The 21,398-nt window shown below is 61.3% G+C and carries 14 protein-coding genes; 4 read left to right on the top strand and 10 right to left on the bottom strand.

The genetic code is table 11. From position 1 onward, the window contains the following. Nucleotides 1-200: 200 nt before the first annotated feature. Nucleotides 201-494, top strand: coding sequence for a hypothetical protein (locus ACY4LX_RS18765; protein ID WP_149660384.1), 294 nt, complete (start codon nt 201-203; stop codon nt 492-494). A 313-nt stretch (nt 495-807) separates the two neighbouring features. Beyond that, nucleotides 808-1,284 carry a hemerythrin domain-containing protein gene (locus tag ACY4LX_RS18770; protein ID WP_463257399.1) on the top strand — a complete coding sequence of 159 codons (477 nt, stop codon included), beginning with the start codon at nt 808-810 and terminating at the stop codon, nt 1,282-1,284. 187 nt (nt 1,285-1,471) lie between these two features. Here the strand turns inward: ACY4LX_RS18770 and ACY4LX_RS18775 are convergent, their stop codons facing one another. Together ACY4LX_RS18775 and ACY4LX_RS18780 are read right to left on the bottom strand one after the other, a co-directional pair. Then, complete coding sequence (locus tag ACY4LX_RS18775) at nt 1,472-2,008, bottom strand: hypothetical protein (RefSeq protein ID WP_149660381.1); 537 nt, start codon at nt 2,006-2,008, stop codon at nt 1,472-1,474. A gap of 104 nt (nt 2,009-2,112) precedes the next feature. Next, a complete protein-coding gene (locus ACY4LX_RS18780; protein ID WP_463257400.1) occupies nt 2,113-4,035 on the bottom strand; it encodes a hybrid sensor histidine kinase/response regulator in 1,923 nt (640 codons plus the stop codon). Between the two features lie 157 nt (nt 4,036-4,192). On the opposite strand from ACY4LX_RS18780, the gene ACY4LX_RS18785 reads away from it, so the two are divergent. After that, nucleotides 4,193-4,966 (top strand): DJ-1/PfpI family protein, encoded by a 774-nt coding sequence (locus ACY4LX_RS18785; protein ID WP_463257401.1) that lies wholly within the window; start codon nt 4,193-4,195, stop codon nt 4,964-4,966. Here the strand turns inward: ACY4LX_RS18785 and ACY4LX_RS18790 are convergent. Both ACY4LX_RS18790 and ACY4LX_RS18795 read right to left on the bottom strand, forming a co-directional pair. Then, nucleotides 4,872-7,184, bottom strand: a complete 2,313-nt coding sequence (locus ACY4LX_RS18790) for an ATP-dependent DNA helicase (protein ID WP_463257402.1) — start codon at nt 7,182-7,184, stop codon at nt 4,872-4,874. The two genes, ACY4LX_RS18785 and ACY4LX_RS18790, sit on opposite strands and share 95 nt — an antisense overlap. Next, entirely contained in the window at nt 7,181-8,848 is a 1,668-nt protein-coding gene (locus ACY4LX_RS18795) for a VRR-NUC domain-containing protein (protein ID WP_463257403.1), read from the bottom strand. The genes ACY4LX_RS18790 and ACY4LX_RS18795 overlap by 4 nt, the downstream gene beginning before the upstream one ends. A gap of 170 nt (nt 8,849-9,018) precedes the next feature. Between ACY4LX_RS18795 and ACY4LX_RS18800 the strand changes: the two genes are divergently transcribed. Then, nucleotides 9,019-9,243 (top strand): YgdI/YgdR family lipoprotein, encoded by a 225-nt coding sequence (locus ACY4LX_RS18800; protein WP_149660376.1) that lies wholly within the window; start codon nt 9,019-9,021, stop codon nt 9,241-9,243. Nucleotides 9,244-9,332: 89 nt separating this feature from the next. On the opposite strand, the gene ACY4LX_RS18805 is transcribed toward ACY4LX_RS18800, so the two are convergent. The 6 genes from ACY4LX_RS18805 to ACY4LX_RS18830 form a co-directional block, all read right to left on the bottom strand. Next, entirely contained in the window at nt 9,333-9,698 is a 366-nt protein-coding gene (locus ACY4LX_RS18805) for a hypothetical protein (RefSeq protein WP_463257404.1), read from the bottom strand. Between the two features lie 240 nt (nt 9,699-9,938). Continuing rightward, entirely contained in the window at nt 9,939-11,792 is a 1,854-nt protein-coding gene (locus tag ACY4LX_RS18810) for a polyurethane esterase (protein WP_463257405.1), read from the bottom strand. A 98-nt stretch (nt 11,793-11,890) separates the two neighbouring features. Next, the gene (locus ACY4LX_RS18815) at nt 11,891-13,588 is read right to left on the bottom strand and encodes a polyurethane esterase (protein ID WP_463257406.1); all 1,698 of its coding nucleotides are present in this window, start codon (nt 13,586-13,588) and stop codon (nt 11,891-11,893) included. Nucleotides 13,589-13,612: 24 nt separating this feature from the next. Continuing rightward, on the bottom strand, nt 13,613-16,684 hold the full coding sequence (locus ACY4LX_RS18820) for an autotransporter domain-containing protein (RefSeq protein ID WP_463257407.1): 3,072 nt from the start codon (nt 16,682-16,684) through the stop codon (nt 13,613-13,615). Nucleotides 16,685-16,832: 148 nt separating this feature from the next. Next, a complete protein-coding gene (gene eprS, locus ACY4LX_RS18825; protein WP_463257408.1) occupies nt 16,833-19,793 on the bottom strand; it encodes an autotransporter serine peptidase EprS in 2,961 nt (986 codons plus the stop codon). Nucleotides 19,794-20,031: 238 nt separating this feature from the next. After that, entirely contained in the window at nt 20,032-21,384 is a 1,353-nt protein-coding gene (locus ACY4LX_RS18830) for a TolC family outer membrane protein (protein ID WP_463257409.1), read from the bottom strand. Nucleotides 21,385-21,398: the final 14 nt, after the last annotated feature.

Below are 21,398 nucleotides of genomic sequence, written 5' to 3' on the forward strand. Positions count from 1 at the left end.
TCCTGGTCCATGGCATCAGCACCCAGCTGATGCTGGCTCGCTACGAGTGACTGAATAATCAAAAATCCTGATTGTTTTTTACGATAGCAAGCTATGTTTCCATCCATTTTTGTGCGTAAAAATTTTGAAATTTCCTTGAAAGGCAGGCGGTCACACGATTATCAGCCCGTGTGGCTACCCCTCTTATCAAGGTGAACGCTATGAAGTACTTCTCGGCTCCGGTAGATCCTGAGGCTCGCCGCAACTTCGCACTGGAATGCAATCGTCTGTTGTTCGAAGAGGCGCATCTGCTGAGCCGGGAGGCGTTTGAACTGCTGGAAAAAGCCGAACTGGATGCCGAGTTGTTCACCCAATACCAGGCGCTGCGCCAAAAGGCTGATGTGAAGTTCCAGGACGCGATCGATCATCTGCGGCTGATTGAAGAAGAGTTTCCGTCGACGGAGACGTTGGCGATGTTGCGTGCGAAATCGGCGGGGTTTGATTCTCGGGTTTGAGCGGAATTGGAAAGATCAAAAGATCGCAGCCTTCGCCAGCTCCTACAGGGTTTTGTGTACGCCCGCAGGAGCTGCCGAAGGCTGCGATCTTTTCGTTTCGTACTCCCCAATCCGATGCCGCGATCTGCACTGAATACCCTCGTCAATTCATGCACCTTGCACGGTACAAATGGCTATTAGCCGCGCCAACCTATTGTTTTATTAACGTTTTGTCCGCAGACGAAATCAGGCACAGGAAATGCTCTTGCACTGTAAGCGACTGACGGCAACGCGATCGTCTGCGCTGTCCCGTGACTAACAAAGAGGTTCGACCATGAACGCCATTGACCTGTTAAAAGCCGACCACGAACGCGTAAAAGGCATCTTGAGCCAGTTGAGCGATTCCACCGACCGCGCGATCAAAAAACGCGTGGAGTTGATCGGCAAGCTGGAAATGGAAATCACCATTCACACGCGTCTGGAAGAGGAAGTGCTGTACCCCGCGTATAAAAAGGCCGGTGGCAAGGAGCAGGAAGTCATGTACTACGAGGCCAAGGAAGAACACCGAACCGTGGATTCGCTGGTGCTGCCGGACTTGAAGGTCACCGACCCTTCGACACCCGAGTTCGCCGGCCGGGTGAAGGTGGTCAAGGAACTGCTGGAGCACCACATCGAGGAAGAAGAGACCGAGATGTTCCCTCAGGCCAAGAAGTTGTTGGGCAAGGCGACGCTTGATGAACTCGGGCAGCAGATGGAAATGCTCAAGGTGCAATACAAGAAGGAAATGACGGCGGCCAACATTGCGGCGTAATCGCAAGGCTGGCACTGAACCTGTGGCTAAAAGGCTTGCCTGTGGTGAGAGGCTTGCTGTGGCGAGGGGGCTTGCCCCCGTCGGACTGCGCAGCAGTCCCCCAAGAGCGGGGGCCGCTTCGCTGCCCAACGGGGGCAAGCCCCCCTCGCCACAACAGCTTATTCACCCCTTGCCCCCCTGCACCCTTTTAACCCCCAGGATTCGTGACCTGGATGTAAACCGCATAAGTGCCCAACAACATCCAGAACGTCGCAAAAATCCACGGCGTGCGCACCGAGAACAACAGCGACTTGCGATACCCCTTGTGGCTCGACTCTGTTTCAGCAAACAGCGGCGACTCGTCGTAAGCCAGCCCCATCAGCGGTTCACTGCTCAGCAACTGGCTTTGCTTGAAGTGCCAGTGATCGATGATGTCGTACGCCGCGCGAATCCCCGGCCAGGCGTTCAACGAACTGAGCACGCCCAGCAGCGCCAAAAATGGCGGCACCACCAGCGTGAACAACTTGCCCCATTCGGGGTTGAGATTGGCCATGCAAGACGCGAAGGCAATCACCAGAAACGATTGCGCCGCCAGGTAGGCATCGGTGCGGTTGGCCAGGATGCTGGTTTCGTACTGGATTTCCCGGCGATAAAAATCCAGGCGTTCCTTGGGCGAACCGAACATCTTGGCGTTGTGTTCGGTCAGGGCTTCTTCGGCCACGGTTTCAGTCAGGATTCTTGGCACAACGTTCTCGCACAGAGTGGAAAACGTTTAGAAGAGCCGCAAATTGGCAAGTTCAGCCGGATTGCCAGGCGTCCCAAGTCAAAGAAAAAACACATACCCGCTTTTTATTTCATGGCCTGGGCAATGATTTCCACCAAGTGCACCTGGGTAAAGGGTTTGGACAAGCGCGGCAGTTCGGTCACGAAACCCTCAAGCCGCTCGGCATAACCGGTGGCGAGGATGATCGGCAGGTCGGGCTTCAGGCCCCGGATCGCCTGCGCCAGTTGTGCGCCATTCATCTGGGGCATGGCCATGTCGGTGATGACCAGATCGATGGCCTGGCCGGTGTTGAATGCTTCCAGCGCCTGCGCCCCGGATGCCGCACTGATCACTCGGTGGCCGAGGTCCTCGAGCAGCAGGCTGGTGCTGGTCAACACCAGGGTGTCGTCATCCACCACCAGCACGGACAGCCCCGGAACCGGCGACATCGCTGACACTTCAGTGGCCGGTTTGGCCATCGAACCCGGCGTGGCAACCGGTAGCCAGAGTTCGGCCGTGGTGCCGACGTTTTTCTCGCTCTTGAGAATAAAGCGCCCGCCCAGTTGCGCGATAAAACCGTGGACCATCGACAAACCCAGGCCCGTGCCTTTACCGACGCCTTTGGTGGTGAAGAACGGATCGGTCGCCGACGCCAGGGTGGCCAGGTCCATACCCTCCCCGGTGTCCGTGACCGACAGACACACATAGCGGCCAGCCGGCAAGGATGACCGGGCCGGGTCGCTGACCACCTCGGACCGGGCGCTGATGACCATTTTCCCGCCATCGGGCATAGCGTCCCGGGCGTTCGTCGCCAGGTTCAACACCGCCAGTTCGAGTTGGTTAATGTCAGCCAGCGCGGGTTCGAGATCCCCAGCAAAGCGGGTTTCCAGCGCCACTGACGGTCCCAGGGAACTGCGTAACAGCCCGGTGATACCGTGGATCAGCGCGGGTATTTCCACCGGTTCGGTCTTGAGTTCCTGTCGCCGGGCGAAGGCCAGCATGCGTTGGGTCAGGGACACACCACGCAATGCGCCCTGGGTCGCGTTATCCAGCAAACGAACGATCTTCGGCTCATCCCCCACCCGTTTGCGCACGATTTCCAGGTTACCCAGGATCACCGTCAACAGGTTGTTGAAGTCGTGGGCGATCCCCCCACTGAGTTGGCCGATGGCCTGCATTTTTTGCGCCTGGAACAACGCTTCACGGGTTTGCTCCAGGGCATGCTGTGCCTGGGTTACTTCGGTAATGTCCCGGGTGATCTTGGCAAAACCGAGCAGCGTCCCCGTCTCACCCCAGATCGGGTCCACCACCACGTGCGCGAAAAACTGCGTGCCGTCCTTGCGCACGCGCCAGGCCTTCTTTTCAAATCGACCTTCCCGCGCAGCCGTCTCCAGCGCCCGTTGCGGTTCGCCGGCTTCGCGGTCTTCCGGGGTGTAGAAAATCGAAAAATGCTTGCCGATCACTTCTTCGGGCAGGTAGCCCTTGATGCGCTGGGCGCCAAGGTTCCAGTTGGTCAGGTAGCCGCTCCCGTCGAGCATGTAGATGGCGTAGTCCGTGACGCTCTGCACCAGCAGGCGAAACTGCTGCTCGCTTTGCTTGAGGGTTTCTTCGGCCATCTTGCGGTCGGTCAGGTCCCGGGTGATCTTGGCGAAACCCAGCAACGTGCCCGAGGGGTCGATGATCGGGTCGATCACCACGTGGGACCAGAAGTGCGTGCCGTCCTTGCGCACCCGCCAGCCTTCGCCTTCGAAGCGCCCTTCCCTGATGGCCGTGTCCAGTGCGCGTTGCGGCAGCCCGGCCAGGCGATCCGGTTCGGTGTAGAACCGCGAGAAATGCTGGCCCAGAATCTCCGCTTCCTCGTAGCCTTTGAAGCGTTTGGCCCCGGCGTTCCAGCTGGTAATGATGCCATCGGGGTCGATCATGTAGATCGCATAGTCCACCACAGCATCGATCAACAGACGGAATCGGCTGTCCTCGATAGCACTGGCTTTTGTCCGATCTGCACTCATTGATCCATCCCGGCATTATTGTTTGGTGGAGTATGCGACAAACCACAGGATTGGAAAGCCGCAATAAACAGACTTTGGATGGTCGTGGTGGAGCGCCAGTCACAGACCACCTATTCTCGACGCCAACGGCCACTTCTGGCCAAGGAAGATGCTCTCGATGATTTTGATCCTGTTGCCGACCCGCGATTACGACCCGACTGAAAGCAGCGTGCCCTGGCAAGCCATGCGCCAGGCCGGGATCGAGGTGCGTTTCGCCACGCCCGAGGGACGGCCCGCCTTCGCCGACCCACGCCTGGTGGGCAAGGGCTTCGGCCTGTTGAACCCGTTGCTGATGACACGCAAACCCGACCTCGCCAACTACGCCCGGATGATCGAGGACGCAGCCTTCCTCCGGCCATTGGCCTACGCCGATGTCGACCCGGCGCAATTTGCCGGCCTGCTGATTCCCGGCGGCCACGCCAAGGGCATGCGCAGCCTGCTGGAGTCCGGACAGGCCCGGCGCATTGCCCGGCACTTTTTCCAAACCGACAAACCGGTAGCCGCCGTGTGCCATGGCGTGCTGTTGCTGGCCCGCACCCTGGCCCTGGCCACCGGGCGACCGGTGATCGATGGGTACAAGGTCACCGCACTGGTGGCCGGCACCATGGAAATGCCGGCCTGGTTCCTCACCGGCCTGTGGCTGGGGCGCTATTACCGCACCTATCGGGATACCGTCGAAGCCGAAGTGCGCGCCGCCCTGCGCCAACCGGCGGATTTCCAGCGTGGCCCTTGGTTGTCCAGCCGTGATTCGGCGGACAAGCCGGAACGCGGCTTCGTGGTCCGCGACCGCCAGTTGCTCACCGCTCGCTGGCCAGGGGACTGTCATCGCTTTGCCGCCGAATGGCTGCGCCTGCTGGATGAACAGACCACCAGCGCGGCAGCAACTGCCTGACCTTGCTCTCACCAAAGCGGTCATCGATCAGCATCACCACGCCCTGGTCCTGCTGGGTGCGGATCACTCGCCCGGCGGCCTGCACGACTTTCTGCACGCCGGGGTACAGGTAGGTGTAGTCGTATCCCGCGCCGAAAATCGCCGCCATGCGGTGTTTCATTTGTTCGTTGACCGGGTTCAGTTGCGCCAGTCCCAGGGTGGCAATAAAGGCACCGATCAGCCGTGCGCCCGGCAGGTCGATGCCTTCGCCAAATGCTCCGCCCAATACCGCGAAACCAACGCCCTGGCTGTGGCTGGTGAACTGGTCGAGGAAGGCCTGGCGCTGACTTTCGGCCATGCCTCGGGACTGTGACCACAACGTGATATGCGGATGCCGCTCGGCCAGCAACTGCGCCACTTGCTGCAAATAATCGAAGCTGCTGAAAAACGCCAGGTAGTTGCCGGGACGCTCGGTGAACTGCCGGGCGATCAGCTCGACAATCGGCCCGAGGGACGCCTGACGGTGCACGAAACGCGTTGAGATCTGGCTGACGATGCTGACGTGCAACTGATCGGCATGGAACGGCGACTCCACGTCGATGCACACGGTATTCGCCGGCGTGCCGAGCAAGTCGGCGTAGTAATGCCGAGGGCTCAGGGTCGCGGAAAACAGCACGGTGCTGCGCGCGGCCGTCAGGCGCGGGCGGATAAACCCGGCAGGCACCACGTTGCGCAGGCACAGCTGCGACAGGTTGCGCTTGCGTTCGAGGTCGCGCTTGCTGATATCGAACAGGAACTGCTCGTCGAACAGCTCGGCCACTCGGCCGAATTGCAGGATGTCGAAGTAGAAATTCTGCAAGGCACTGTCCAGGCCCTGGGGATGGTCGTTCAGGTAGTCGCCGATGCTCGCGCTGCACGAGGACAAGGCTTGCAGGAGTTTTTCCGGGGCCTTGTCGTAGGCCTGATAGGGGCTCAGTTGCAGGTCATGCAGGGCGTTCCATTCGCGATTGACCCGTTGCAGGGATTTCTTCAATGGCTCAGGCGCGGTTTTGCGCACGTTATTGAGTGTCGCTTGATCAAGGCTGGCGCTGTACATCTGCCGGCCGCGCTCAACCAGGTTGTGCGCCTCGTCCACCAGCACCGCGACCCGCCAGTTGTTGGCCTGGGCCAGGCCGAACAACAAGGCGCTGAAGTCGAAGTAATAGTTGTAGTCGGCGACCACCACGTCCGACCAACGCGCCATTTCCTGGCTCAGGTAATAAGGGCAAACGGTGTGTTGCAGCGCCACTTCCCGCAAGGCGCTCTGGTTCAACAGACTCAATTGGCTGGCAGCCTGGCGCGCGGCAGGCAAACGATCGTAAAAGCCTTGGGCCAACGGGCAGGATTCGCCATGGCAAGCCTTGTCCGGGTGTTCGCAGGCCTTGTCCCGGGCGATCATCTCCAGCACGCGCAACGGTGGCGCGCCGGCGCTGTCGAGGATCACCTGCGCCGCATCCAGCGCCAGTTTGCGTCCCGGGGTTTTCGCCGTGAGGAAAAACACCTTGTCCAGTTGCTGCGGCGCCAGGGCCTTGAGCATCGGGAACAGCGTGCCGACGGTCTTGCCGATCCCGGTGGGCGCCTGCGCCATCAGGCAGCGGCCGGTGCTGACGGCTTTGAACACCGATTCAGCCAGATGCCGTTGCCCCGGACGAAACCCGGCATGGGGAAACGCCAACCCCTGCGCCGCTTGATTACGCGCGTCGCGATGGGCCATTTCCTGCTCGGCCCAATGCAGGAACAACCGGCAATGCTGCTCGAAGAACGCCCCCAGTTCATCGGCGCTGAACCCCTCGACCAGGCAGGTTTCCTTTTCGCTGACGATGTCGAAGTACACCAGCGCCAGGTTGATCTGTTGCAGGTGCAACTTCTGGCACATCAACCAGCCATAGATCTTGGCCTGTGCCCAGTGCAACTGGCGGTGGTTAGCCGGTTGCTTGCTCAAGTCGCCGCGATAGGTTTTGACTTCTTCCAGGCAGTTTTGCGTCGGGTCGTAGCCGTCCGCCCTGCCCTTGACCTTCAAGGTTTGATACAGCCCCTCCAGGGCGACTTCGCTTTGGTAGTTGTCGTTGCGCCGTGATGCGACAGTGCGATGGCCGACGATGCCTTCCAGCGCGGTCGGTGAGGGGGTGAAACGCAGGTCGAGGTCACCAACCTTGGCGGTGAATTCACACAGCGCCCGCACCGCGATGCTGTAGCTCAAGCGCTCTGCTCCGCCCATTGCACGTAGCAGACGGCAATCGGCATCTGGTGTTCGTGGCAGAACTCGATCCAGCGCAATTGGTTGTCTTGCAGGCGATCGCCGGGGCCTTTGACTTCGATCATGCGGTAGGTCTTGTCCTGCGGCCAGAACTGGATCAGGTCCGGCATGCCGGCGCGATTGGCCTTGATGTCCAGCAACAAGCGATTGAACCAGTGCTTGAGGTGCTCGGCTGGCAGGCAATCCAGCGCCTGATCGAGCAAGTCCTCGGTCAGCGCGCCCCAGAACACGAACGGCGACTGCACGCCCCACTTGCCCAGGTAGCGCTCGCGGATGGTCTGGCGGTAGCGTCCGTCATCCAGTTCGGCGAGGCAGGCCTGGAACAACTCGGCCCGGCGCCCGTGGAAGTCCTCATTAAGCAGATCCACCGGCCCGCGCTGGAACGGGTGGAAAAACGCTCCTGGCAACGGCGCGAAGATCGCTGGCCAGCAGAGCAAGCCAAACAGCGAGTTGATCAGGCTGTTCTCGACGTAATGCACCGGCGCCGTTTCTTCGGCCAGATGGGCCTGAACGTAATACTCCACAGACAGCGCCAGATCGGTTCGGGGCAGTTGCAGATCCAGCCGTTCCATGACTAGCGGGCCTGCGCGCTTTATCGGCGGCCCACCCAGTTTGCGTCGCAGCCTTGGCAGCACCCGCAACAGTTGTTGCTGTTCGGCGGCGCTTTCCGGTGACAACTCGGCGATGACCGCCAGTTCCAGTGCCAACGCGTATTCAGCACAACGCTCCAGCACCCGAATCAATCGCAGGCGCGCGCCGGGATAGTCACATTCGCGGTAAATGCCCAGGGCGGTGGGGAAATCGGCGATGCGTTCACAATACTGGCCGATCTGGAACAACAACTTGGCCCGACGCCGTTGCAGCCAGGGATTGCTTAGCGCCAATGCGTTGATTTGCTCGACAACGGCACCCGCCTCTTCACCCGCCTCGAAACGCTGCTGACACTCGTGGAGGAACACACAGGCGTCCACGTCATCACGGCTGCGCAAGCCACGGGAATCATCGCAGAACTCAACTTTTTCATAGGTAAAGATGCCAAGGTCCGCCAACACGAACTCCGACCAGTCCTGGTAGAGATTGCCGAAGAACATCAGGCGCAACCGGTCACACAGGCCCATGATGGTCAGGCTGAACAAGCGGTCATTCAGGGTCGGGCACCACTGCGCGAAACGGCGGGACTCGGGAAACTGCTCACTGAGCAGCGGCAACCAATCGGCCTTCTTGCCCTTGGGCTGGTCGATGGCGTGCCCCAGGCATTGCAGGATTTCGGCCTTGAGCAATACATCGAACAGTTCTTCGATTAATAACGGCGCCTGCTCATCGATCCAGCCCAATTGCAGTAATGGGCCAGCCGCAAGGGCGGTATCCCCGATTTCGACGTAATGAAGTTTGCCGGCCCGGAAATGCAGGCCCTTGCGCATCACCATCCGCACCAGCAGCGCCCGGGACTCCCTTGGCAAACGGTGGAACTCGGCGATGAAGCGCTGTTCGTCCGGGCTCAACACATCGGCATAGCGATGCTCAAGCCAATCAAGCACTTGCATGAAGTTGTTCAAGTAATAGAACGGGTCGTCGAGCGGGTTTGCAGTCACAGGAAAAAGGGCCATGGCGAGCGAGTACTGGTTATGCGTACAGATACCAGCTCCACCCGGTTCGGCGCAAACGGAAAAGGATGGGCGGCGCGGCGAACTGGATCTTTTTCGGGTGGCCATCGAACTTTCCGGCAATCCGTGGCACCAACCGCCATAGCGCTTATTTTTTGATCAAGGAGATAAATATGAATATCAAGACCCTGGGCCTGCCCCTGGCCGTAGCAGCCTTTCTGGCCCTGGCCGGTTGCTCCACGCCAACGGTGGTGACCCTGCAGAACGGCACCCAGTATTTGACCAAGGACATGCCGAAAACCAAGACCAAGGATGGCTTCTACGAGTTCGAGGATATTTCCGGGGCAAACGTGAAGGTCAATGCCAATGATGTGGCGACGGTGCGCAAGGAAGATTAAAAGACCGCGTTATCGTTGATCGCGGGCAAGCCTTGCTCTTGTAGGCGCGAGGCTTGCCCGCGAAGAGGCCCGTCAAATCACTACAAATTTCAAGGCATTCCCGCAATGCCGGTATCGCAAACGATATAGCGCTCCCCGCGCTTGATCAGCTCCGCCCGCAGCTTCTGACAACGGTCATATTCCTGCTGCACGGAATTATCGATGCTGATGTTGCCGGTCACTGGCGGCTTGTTCCCGTCACCGATCCGGATCGTCGCCCAAGGCTGCTCCGGCTCAATCTGAAAACGGCTTTTCTCTTCGACCGGTGCCTGGGTTTCGATGGCGGCCGGTTTCGGCAATTCATCCGGCGTCATGCCATAACGGCTCAAAATCGAGCCGTGAGGCAGTTCTGCGGCGGCGTTTGCCGATAACACGGCCAAAGCCAACCCCAAGACAACCGTTTTGCTGTTACTCACGTGGCTGAATCTCCTGTACTCAATGGCGGCATGCCGCGGGTGCGTTGTAGAAATAACGCAGAAGTGGGCGGATGCTTTAGTGCCGGTTCCTGTTGGTGCAGGTATTGGAGTCCAGGCGTGACCATCAGGTCACGGTGATAGGCAGGTTTACCGCGTTATCGTTCTTCACGGGCAAGCCTCGCTCCCACAAGGGATCGCGTAACCCCTGTAGGAGCGAGGCTTGCCCGCGAAGAGTCCCTATCAGGCAATAACGATTCCAGAGCCAGACAAACTCTCCAGCCCAACCCCGACCAACGTCACCGAATCCCCGCCAAACGTCAGCACCGTGTCATGCCCGACCGCCGAGGCATGCGCCCGAAAGTTATCGTCCGGCGTCACGCCTTGCACACCCATGAACACCAGCTTATCGGTGGCTTGATAGCCAACCACCCTGTCCTGGCCAAACGCCCCGGTGAACAGGAAGGTATTAACCCCGCCCCCCGACTCCATCAGGTCATTCCCTGCGCCGCCGACAAACACGTCATTGCCCTTGCCGCCGATCAAATGGTCGTTACCGTCCAGGCCAAACAACCAGTCACCGCTGGCGTGTGCCGTGAGCGTATCGGCGCCCGCGCCGCCCTTCACCGTCGAGGCGTATTGGGTCACGTTGTTGCCGACCTTCAGGCCATCCGCCGTGACGCTGTGGGTCACGTCGTCCTTGAACACGCCCCACAGGAACGCCGGTTCCTTGGTCAGGATGTTGCCGATGTCGCGGGTGATGCTGATCCCGCCGTTGGCGTCCTTCACGTACAGGTTGCCGACGCCGTCGTTGGCGAATACGAAGTTCTTCACCGACTGTTGCAAGTCCAGCAGGTTGCTGCCCTTGCCGCCCAGCATGATGTTGTAGCCGCCGCCATCGCGGAAGGTGTCGTTGCCGTCCCGGCCTTCGAGGTAGTCATTGCCCTTCCCGCCCTGGATCAGGTCATTGGCGTCGCTGCCGATGATAAAGGTGCTGCCTTTGTGGGTTTCGGCGTTGCGGTTCAGGTCCTGGACCCAGGTGTTGGCCCGCGCCGGGTCCGACAGGTTAGCCACGACGATGGTCGAGTCTTTGCTGGTGAGGTCGTAGAACTTCGACTCAATCACCCGGTTCATGCCGTCGCCGTAAGCGGTCGGCAGGTGCGAGATCCAGGTCGGAATGTTGAGGATGGAAAACGGCAGCACGTTCCACACCGTGGAGGCGTAGTGATCGTTGAAGCTGACGATGTTGTCGGTCGCCGAGGCCTTGGCCGCGTCGTGCACACCCACCGACGCGAGGTTGAAAGTCGAGCCGTCGAGGGCGCGGAACACCGGGTCGTTTTCGTAGCCGATGTTGAGCACTTTGTCGTTGCTGCTCTGGGTCGGCGACGCGTAGGCGATGTAGTTCGAATCCTTGTAGAACCCGCCCCACTTGTCCGTGCTCAGGTCCGCCGCGCTGTTGACGGCCAACCCGCCCAGGCTGTGGCCGCTGAACAACACGTCCTTGCCGGACAAACCGTTGGCACTGGCAAACGCCGCGACATTGCCGAGCAGTTTGCCAAAGGCTTCACCGACGTAATTCTTCGCATAATCCTTAGGGCCGAGCGCCGCCAGCAGATCGTTGATGACGTCGCCGATGGAGTCACCAATCTGGATTTCCCGCGGGCCACTGGTGCCACGAAAGGCGACACCGACTTCAGTGAGATGGCCCTGGGCGTCGTACTTGCCGAGGATCTCGACCTGGGCGCTGGTGAACCCGGACTTTTCGCCGTAGAAGGTTCCGCGCGCGTCGGTCTTGCCGTCATAGCCCAGCTGCGCGGCGGTGATCGGGGTCCAGCCGGCCTTCTGCACCGCTTGCAGGGCGAGTTTTTCCGAATCGGGGTTCCACGGAACGCCCGGTATAACCCCTTGGGAATCGGTGCCGCCAATCAGCGCGGTGACCAGGGTGGCCGGCAGCCCGATCCCGAAACCGTTGTGCTGATAACCGGTGGCAAAACCGTTATCGAGGTTGTGATAGGAATACAGCGTGATGGCCATGGCGTCGCTGAACAGCGCCTTGGAATCGGCTGTGGTGAAGTTTTTGTAATCGTAAACACCCATTTGCTATTGCCTCTCTTTTGTTGGAATTGTCAGAGATAGCTCACAGCCAAAGCGCCTCGGGAATGAGGCGCTCCGGAGCATTTCAGTGCATGCAGCCGTTATGCAAAGGTAAAACTTGAAGTGGAAAGGTTATCCAGCCCGACGCCGACCAGGGTCACGGCAAAATCGCCGACCTTGAGCACGGTGTCGTGGCCGGACTGTGAAGCATGCTGTTTGTAGTCATAGCCCTGCCCCGCGCCCTGGACGCCCATGAACACCAGTTTGTCACTGCCCTGGTAGCCATTGATCGTGTCGAAACCAAAGGCACCGCTGAACAGGAACGTGTTGTTACCGGCACCCGAGGCATGCATCACGTCATTGCCCGCGCCGCCGACGAAGGTGACGTGGCTCTTGTCGCTGCGCAGCAGGTCGTCACCGGCATTGCCGAACAACCAATCGCCATCCAGCGTGGCCGCCAGCGCGTTGCCATAGGCGTCGCCGTTGAGCGAATGGTTGTAGTGGGTCAGATCATTACCGTTAAGCAAGCCGCTGGCCGTGACGGTGTAACTGACGTCCTTGGTGCCAAACCATGAGCCCGGCTCCTTGCTCACCAGCGCGCCGATGTCCCGGGTCAGGCTGATGCCGCCGTAGGCGTCACGCACATACAACGTGCCGTCGCCGTCGTTGGCAAAGCTGAAGTTCTGCAACGGCTTTTGCAGCTCGAAGGTGTTGCTGCCCTTGCCGCCCAGCAGGATGTTGTAGCCGCCGTCATCGCGGAAACGGTCGTCACCGGCCCGGCCCTCGATGAAGTCATTACCGGCGCCGCCCTTGAGCAAGTCGTTGCTGTCGGTGCCGATGATGAAGGTGCTGCCGGTGTGCGGTTCGCCGCTGCGGCCCAGGTCCTCGACCCAGGTTTTACCCCGGGACTCCAGCGCCAGGTTGGAGACGATCAGCGTCGAGTCCTTGCTGGTCAGGTCGTAGAACGTCGAGTCGATCACCCGGTTCAAACCATCGGCATAACCCAGCGAACCATGGGCCGACCAGCTCAGCGGGTTGAGGATGCTGAACGGCGTCAGGTTCTGCGCGGTGGAGGCGTAATGGTCATTGAAGTTGACGATGTTGTTGGTCGCCGACGCCTGATAACCATCGTGCTTGCCCACCGAACCGCTGCTGAACGTGGTGCCGTCCAGTGCACGGAACACCGGGTCATTCTCGTAACCGACGTTCAGCACGTTATTCGAGATGCTTTGGGTCGGCGAAGCGAAGGCCACGTAGTTGGCGTCCTTGAAGAACCCGCCCCAGTTGTCGCCGCTCAGTTCTGCCACGCTGTTGACCCCAAGCCCGCCGAGGCTGTGGCCACTGATCAGCACGTCCTTGGCACTCAGGCCATGGGCGATGGCGAACGCCGCGACGTCCTTGAGCAAGGTGTCGAAGGCGCTTTTGGCGTAGTTCTTCGCGTAATCCACCGGGCCGATGGCGGCCAGCAAGTTGTTCTTGATGTCGCCGAAGGTGTCGCTGTAGCCCAGGCCCCCGGTGCCGCGAAAGGCTACACCGAGGCCGATCAGCTTGCCGGCCGCGTCGTACTTGCCGAGCACTTCGGCTTCGGCACTGGTGAAACCGTCCTTCTCGCCAAAGAACGAGCCTTGCGGGCCGACCTTGCCTTGATAGCCCAGGGCCGAGGCGCCAATCGGCGCCCAACCGGTGGCGGGCAATGGCTGGCCCGTCGGCGTGTAGGCATACAGCGTTAGCGCGATGGCATCGCTGTACAGCGCCTTGCCGGCTTCACTGCCGGCATTTTTGTAATCAAACAGTCCCATGTTTTTTGCTTCCTTTGCGTCAAATCAGAACTGCCAGTCCAAGGTCAGGCCCACGCCGTGATCCTTCTCGTTGGAACCCAGCAATCCGTTGTAATCCAGGTTTACGCGGGTCGCTTTGTTCAAGGCCAACCCGGCGCGCAGGCCGACCACGGCGGCGTTGCGATCCATCGACACACTCTGCACGTTGAACCCGGTGTTGCTGCTGGCGAAGGCCAGGTGTTGATCGGTATCGACACTGCTCAGGTTGTGCTGCCAGCCGAGGCTGCCAGACAGTTCGAGCTGCTTCTGGTCGGACAGCGCAATGGCTTTGCTCGCCCGCAGACCGAGGGTCGACAGCACCGCGTCGCGGTTGTCTTCACCCGCCTTGAGCGCGGCGGCATCACCCTTCTCGGTGAAGCTGTCGCTGTTCAAGTGCACGTAAGCCAGTTTGGCGAACGGTTCCAGGGCCAGGGGTTGCAGGTCCAAACGGTAAGCGGCTTCGGTGAACACCTGCGCGGTGGTCGCATCGTGTTTGGTTTTCTGCTTGCCGCTGACATCGGCGAATTGCAGGTCACGTTTCGCATCAATGCGATGCCAGCTGTAAGCACCGCCGACGCTCAGGCGCAGGGCATCGATTTCATGCCCCAGGTACGCACCCAAGTGGTAGCTGTCGACGTCCGCCGACGAGTGCGTGCCATCGCCCATGCTCAACGAGCTGTTGCTATAACCGGTGACGAAACCCAGACGGGTATCTTTAGCGATCAAGCCATCGCCACCCACCAGCAAGCCGCCGATGGAGCTGTTGGAACTGGCGTTGTCGTTACCGCCATCGCTCTTGCCCCAGGCGCCCAGGACTTTGACCCACAGGTTGCTTTTGTCATCCGTCGGCGCGCCGGCGTCGAACAGATCACGTTCACGCAAACGATCACTGACGGCGTCACGCAGGTAGCGACTGTCGTTCATCAGCATGGTGCCCACCGCCGGATGAATCTCGCCGGACAGTTGCTGGAACGCTTGCTGCGCCACTGCGGCGGTCGGCGCCAGCAACAAGGTTTCGTACAGCGCATTGCCTGCGCCCAGTTGCTCGGCGGCTGCGGCTACGGCGCGCTGGTTCGGGGTCTGGCCGACAGCGCTGAAGGACGTTGCGTTACGTTCCACCGCCAGTTGAATCCCGTTGGCCGTGTAATCCAGGGCACCGCCGATAAACAGGTAGTTCGGCAACACTTGCCCAAACTGCCCTTGGATGCCGCCCGCCGCTTGCAGGATGTTGTACTGATGGCCGAGCAGGGTTTGCGTTTCAGCAGTGGTCAGCAGGGTCGGACTGTTTTCCAGGGACAGGCTGACCGTGGCGCCATCGATCACAGCCTTGCCGCCGGCAATGATCTGGTCGCTGCTGGTGGGCGACAGTTCCACGGCGTAGGTCGAACCCGGTTCGAAGACCACGTCGCCGGCCACTTGCAAGGTACCGATGGAGTTGCCCGGCGCCACGGTGCCGCCGCTTTTCGCGGTCAGCGCGCCGATGCGGCCGTTACCGCCGAGGATGCCGTTGTCATTGACGGTGACTGCCGATTGCAGCGAACCGTTGATCGCCAGGCGACCCTGATTGACCAGGGTCGGGCCGGTGTAGGTGTTGGCGCCGGTCAGCACCAGGGTGCCGATGCCTTGCTTGGTCAGGCCGCCATGTCCGGAGATGTCGTTGCGCCAGGTGTCGAGCCCGCAGTGCACGTCGTTGCACACGCGCTCGGTGGGTTTGCCGGCGTCGACGATGCCACCGATGCCCGGCAGGTCCGCGACAAACTGGCTGTCGCCGTAGGCACCCTGGATGCGGAATTCTTCCGGAATGTCTTGCTCAGTCACCAACATCGCCGGGCCATTGATGCCCTTGCCCAGGTTGATCATGCCCCAGCCGTACAACGCGTCGACGCCAGGGGCACCGAGGTCGGTGGCCGTGGTGCGCAACACGCTGGCGACCTGCGCGCCGGTCATGTACGGGAAGCGTTCCATCAACACCGCCATGGAGCCCGCCACGTGCGGCGCGGCCATCGAGGTGCCGTTGTAGTTGGCATAACCGGTGCCGACATTGTTGGGGTCGGTGCCGCTGATGATCGAGCTGTAGATTTTGCTGCCCGGCGCCGACACGCAGTAGCTGGCGGTGTAACCGCAGCGCGAGGAGAACACGCTGATGTTGTAGAGCTCGTTGCTGGTCAGGTCCGGATTCTTTTGCAGCGCCGCCACGGTGATCCAGTTTGGCGCGATGTCCGGCACGAAGTAAGCGAGGCCGGCGATAGCGTCCGGGTTGTTGAGGTTGTAGTCGTTACCGGCGGCGAAGATCGTGACGATGCCGCTGCGAGCCGCCGCGATGGCGCCGTCATAGGCACCGCCGGGCTTGGTGCCGAGCAAGGGCTGGATCTCGTTGAACTGCAATTGCGCGTCCTGCACGGTGAAGTGCGGGAACGCCGGGTCGCGCCCGCCGAGGTCGAAGCGATCGGTGATGCCGATCCCCCAGCTGTTGTTGATGATCCGCGCGCCGCTGGCGATCAGGGCATCCCAACCGGCCTTGTACACCGCGCCGTCGTTGCCGCGAATGATCCCGTCCTCGGGGCCCGGGTCGCCGTTGTCGGCGCTGATGATTTGCGCGCCGAAGGCCACGCCGTGCATCGGGCCGCCGTCGCGGCTGCCGGCGGCAATCCCGCCGACGTGGGTGCCGTGGGCGCCGAGCTTGCCGTCGGAGCCGACCGAGGGCGCGCCGTTGTAAAGGAACGCGTCCCCGGCTTTGACCGGGATGTACGGGTCGGTGTATACACGGATGCCGCTGGTGACCAGGTTAATCACCTTGTTGGCCCCGGAAAACTCCGGGTGTTGGGCGTAGACCGGCTGGTCGAAAATCCCCAGTTTCACGCCTTTGCCGGAGTAGCCGGCGGCGTAGGCCTCCTGGGCGTTGATCGCGCCCACGCCCCAGTCGGCGTTGAACTCGGCGCTGCGCCAACTATTGGGATCACCGACCTTGCCGTTTTCCACGTAAGGCGCGGCATGGGCAGTGCCCAGCGTGGCCAGCGCGCAGAGCACGGCGAGGTTGAGGGATTTGAGGGCGAACGTGTTGTTGTTTTCGGACGTCATCCAGCTACCTTCCTTAGTTGTGTTGCCTTTTTCATGACCCCAGGTCATTTGGGGTATCCAAAAGATCGCAGCCTTCGGCAACTCCTACGCCGAACGCGTCACCTGTAGGCGCTGCCGCAGGCTGCGAGCTCTTCAGGGGTTCAAACAATCAGAACTGCCAATTGAGGCTCAGCCCCACGCCATGGCTTTTCTCGCGGCTGGCCAGTTGGCCGGTGTAATCGAGGTTCAGGCGAATATCGCGGCTCAGCGCCAGGCTGGCGTGGGCACCGACCAGCGCGGCATCGCGCACCAGTGGCGAACTTTCCACCGCGAACCCGGTGCCACCGCTGGCAAACGCCAGATGCTGCTCGGAATCAACGCTGCTCAGGTTGTGCTGCCAGCCGAGGCTGCCGCTCAGGTCCAGTTGCTGCTGGCCGGACAGGTTCACGGTTTTCAGTGCCCGCAGGCCGAGGGTGCTGAGCACCGCATCGCGGGTGTCGCCATGGCTTTTCAGCGCGGCGGCATCGCCTTTCTCGGTAAAGCCCTCGGTGTCGAGGTGCACGTAGGCCAGGTTGGCGAACGGTTCCAGGGCCAAGGGTTGCAGTTTCAGGCGATACGCCGCCTCACCGAAGACCTGGGTGGTGGCTGCATCGACCTTGGCTTTCTGTTTGGCGCTGACATCGCCGTATTGCAGGTCACGTTTCACATCGGCGCGATGCCAGCTGTAGGCACCGCCCGCGCTCAGGCGCCAGGCGCCCAGTTCGTGGCCGGCATACGCGCCCAGGTGATAGCTGTCGACCTGCGCCGAGGAATGGGTGCCCGAGCCCATGTTCACCGAGCTGTCGCTGTAACCGGCGACCAGGCCGATCCGGGTTTGCTCATCTACGGCGCCATCGACGCCCGCCAGCAAACCGCCAATCGAGGTGGTGTAACCCGCCGTGTCGTGCCGGTCATCGGTCTTGCCCCAGGCTCCCAGGGCCTTGATCCAGCCGTTGCTTTGCGCGCTTTTGGCCTCGTTGAGACGTTCACCCACGGCATCGCGCAGGTAACGGCTGTCGTTGATCAGCACCGAACCCAGCGCCGGGTAGATTTCCCCCGACAACTGCTGGAACGCTTGCTGTGCCGAAGTCGCGGTCGCCGACAGCAGCAGGCTTTCGTACACCGCATTGCCCGCGCCCAGCCCTTCCACGGCGCCGGCCACGGCACGCTGGTTCGGGGTCTGGCCGACGCTGGCGAAGCTGGTGGAGTTACGCGCTACGCTCAGGCCAATGCCGGTGGCGGAATAATCGAGCGTGCCGCCGATAAACAGGTAATTGGGCAACACCGCACCGAACTGACCCTGGATACCGCCGGCCGCTTGCAAGATGTCGTACTGATGACCGAGCAGGCTCTGCACCTGTGCGGTGCTGAGCAAGGTCGGGCTGTTTTCCAGGGACAGGCTGACGGTGGCGCCGCTGACCGTGGCTGTGCCGCCAGCGACAATTCGGTCGCTGCGGGTGGGTGACAGTTCCACGGCATAGGTCGAACCCGGGGCGAAGGTCACGTCGCCGGCGACCTGCAAGGTGCCGATGGAATTGCCCGGCGCCACGGTGCCGCCGCTATTGGCGGTCAGCGCGCCGATGCGCCCGGAACCGCCCAGGGTGCCGCTGTCATTCACGGTCACGGCGGAAGTCAGCGAACCGTTGACCGCCAGCAGGCCGCCGTTGACGGTGGTCGGCCCGCGATAGGTGTTGTCGCCGATGAGCATCAAGCGCCCGGCGCCGGACTTGATCAGGCTGCCTTCATAAACGCGCGTGGCTGCCGCGCTATCGCGCGCCATGCCCACGGCGTAATCAGTCTGATCCTGTTGACTGGCGCCCGCCGCCACGCCGTTTTCCCAGCCTTTGTCCTTCAGAGTCTGTTGCCAGGCACTGTGTTCGGCGGCGTCTTCGGCCTGGCGCTGGATCAACGCCTTGTCGCTGATGCCGTTGCTCCAGACGTCGCTCTGCCCTGCCCCCAGATTGGCGTCGAACGCGCCGAGTAATTGCCCCGGCCCGCGCATCGCCCGGTCCAGGTTGGCCACGCCCCAGCCGACCTGGGTGGTCGGCGCATCGGTGATCGAGCCGTCGAGCTGGGTTGCGGTGGTCAGCAGCACTTGCAGCGCCTGCTGATTGGTCATGTACGGGTAGCGTTCCATCACCAGCGCCAGGGCGGCCGTGGCGTGGGGCGCGGACATCGAGGTGCCGGACTTGATCGCGTAGCCACCGTCAGGAATGGTGCTATCGATCTTCGCGCCGGGGGTGGTGATGCACCAGTACTTGGCGATCCCGCACTGGTTGTACTTTTGCTGATTGGCTTGATCCAGCCCCGAGACCGCCAGCCAGTGGCCTTCAAGCTCCGGCTGGAAGTACGGCAGCGCCGAACGCACGCTGGCGTTGGGGTAGCCGCTGTTGCCGGCGCTGAACACGTTGATCACGCCGCGTTGGGACGACACGTCGGCGGCGGCATCCAGCCACGTGCCTTTGTTGAAGTGTTGGGCATAGGCCGCGTGCAGGTCGTCGAGGGTGCGATAGCTGACATCCGGTGGCTGGCTGCCCCAGCTGTTGTTGATCGCCCGCACACCGGCATCGGCCAGGGCGTTGTAGGCCGCTTTGAAATACTGCGGATCGGGATTGGGACCGAACAGGAAACTGTCGTTCTTGTTGGTGTTGGCCACGTAGATCTGCGCGTTGAACGCCACCCCGTGCATGCCGGTGCCGTCACGGGACGCGCCCAGGGTGCCGGTGACGTGGGTGCCATGGGAGTCGTTGTTGGGATTGAGCGTGCCGTCGACGTTGAACGGTGTGCCGTCGACGTAGGTGCCGCGGGTGGTGACCGCGTGGTATCGGTCGGTGGCGAACTCGGGATGGCTGGCGTCGAAGCCAGAATCCAGTTCACCGATCTTCACGCCTTTGCCGGTGATGCCGGCGGCGTAGGCTTGATCGGCCTGCATGCGGGCCAGACCCCAGTCGCGCTGGAACTCCGCCGAGCGCCAACTGGCGGCGTCACCGGGTTTGCCGGTTTCGAGGTATTGGGCCTGGGCTGCTTGGGGGATGACAGAAACCAGGAGCAATAGCGTGCCGACCGATATCGGCTTGATCTGTACTTCCATGTCTTTCTCGCTTTTTTGGCGTTTTTAGAGTTTTAGTCCCCCTGTTCGCGGGGTGGTCGTGCGGTGTTGCCGAAATGCATTTCTTTCAGGATGTCGCGATTCCTGCGGCAATCGAGCTTTTCGTGGCGAGGGAGCTTGCTCCCGCTGGGCTGCGAAGCGGCCCCCCCACGGCGGTTACGGGAGCAAGGTCCCTCGCCACAAAAGCCTGTTCGCCACAGGTTTGTTTTTCGTCAGCAGATCAGCGGGTTTTCGGGCCCTGGCCAAACGCCTCATCTACCTTCGCCAGATCCTGGTCGTTCAACGTCCCGGCGTAGTAATGCAGCTTGGTCCACGCCATCAGGTAGTCATACCGCGCCTGGGCCAGGTCTCTTCGAGTGGTGAACAACTGTTGTTCAGCGTTGAGCGCATCCAGGTTGACCCGCTCACCGCCAAGGATGCTTTGCTTGGTCGACACCACCAGCGCTTCGGCGGACACCAGGGCTTTTTGATAGGCGCGCAGCTTGTTCACGCCCGACAAACAGGCGCTGAACTGGCGGCGCAGTTCGATCAGGGTTTCCCGGGTCTTGCCGTCCAGTTCGTACTCGGCTTGCTCCATGGTGCGGCTGGCCTGGCGGGTCATGGCCGAGACCCCGCCACCGGCATACAACGGCACGCTGACTTCGATGCCGATGGTGTTGGTGTCGTAGCGCTGGTTATAGGTGTTGCCGCTTTCCGACTCGTTCTGGCGCACCGAGGCGTAGGCGCTGACTTTGGGCAGGTGCCCGGCGCGGTTGCGTTCGACTTCGTAGCGCGCCACTTCCACGGCCTGGCGCTGGGAGGCCAGGTTCGGGTTGTTGGCCACGGCCATCTCGTGCCAGGTGTCGTAATTGGCCGGTTGCAGGGCGAAGGTCTGGAAGTTCTGGTCCAGGGGCGCCAGATCACCGATGTTGACCGCCGGCACGCCGATCAGCGCACCCAGCTCACGCAGCGACGCGTCCTGCTCGTCACGGGCCTCGATTTCCTCGGCGGTGGCCAGTTCATAGCGCGACTCGGCCTCAAGGATGTCGGTGCGCGTGCCCTCGCCCTGACGGAACATGTGTTCGTTCTGCTGGAACTGCTGCTCGAATGCCTTTTTCTTGGCCTGGGCGATGTCGATCTGATCCTGGGCAAACAACGCCTTGGTGTAGTTATCCAGCACCCGCACCAGCAATTCCTGGCTCTTGCCACGAAAGGCTTCGTCGGCGAACAACGATTGCGCCACGCCTTTGCGATACGACGCGTAAGCCTCGTAGTCGAGCAACGGTTGTTGCACCGTCAAGGTCGAGCCGTAGCTGCTGTAGTTGCGGTCCTCGGTGAAGTCCGGCCGCCCCTCGTTAATCTGGGTGACCTTGGAGGTGTTGCGCCCTTTGTTGTAGTTGTAACCCACTTTGGGCAACAGCCCGGCGCGGCCGATGATGCGGTTTTCAAGGCCGGCATCCCGTTCCTTGATGGCGCCGAGGAACACCGGGTCATTGCGCAACGCCTGTTCGTAGATTTCAAACGGCCCCAGGGCCATTGCACTGTTGCAGGTCAGCATCGCCAGGGCGGCCCCGAGCATGGAAAGCTTATTCATACAACCGAACATCC

Source organism: Pseudomonas sp. Emmai (genome assembly GCF_055179735.1).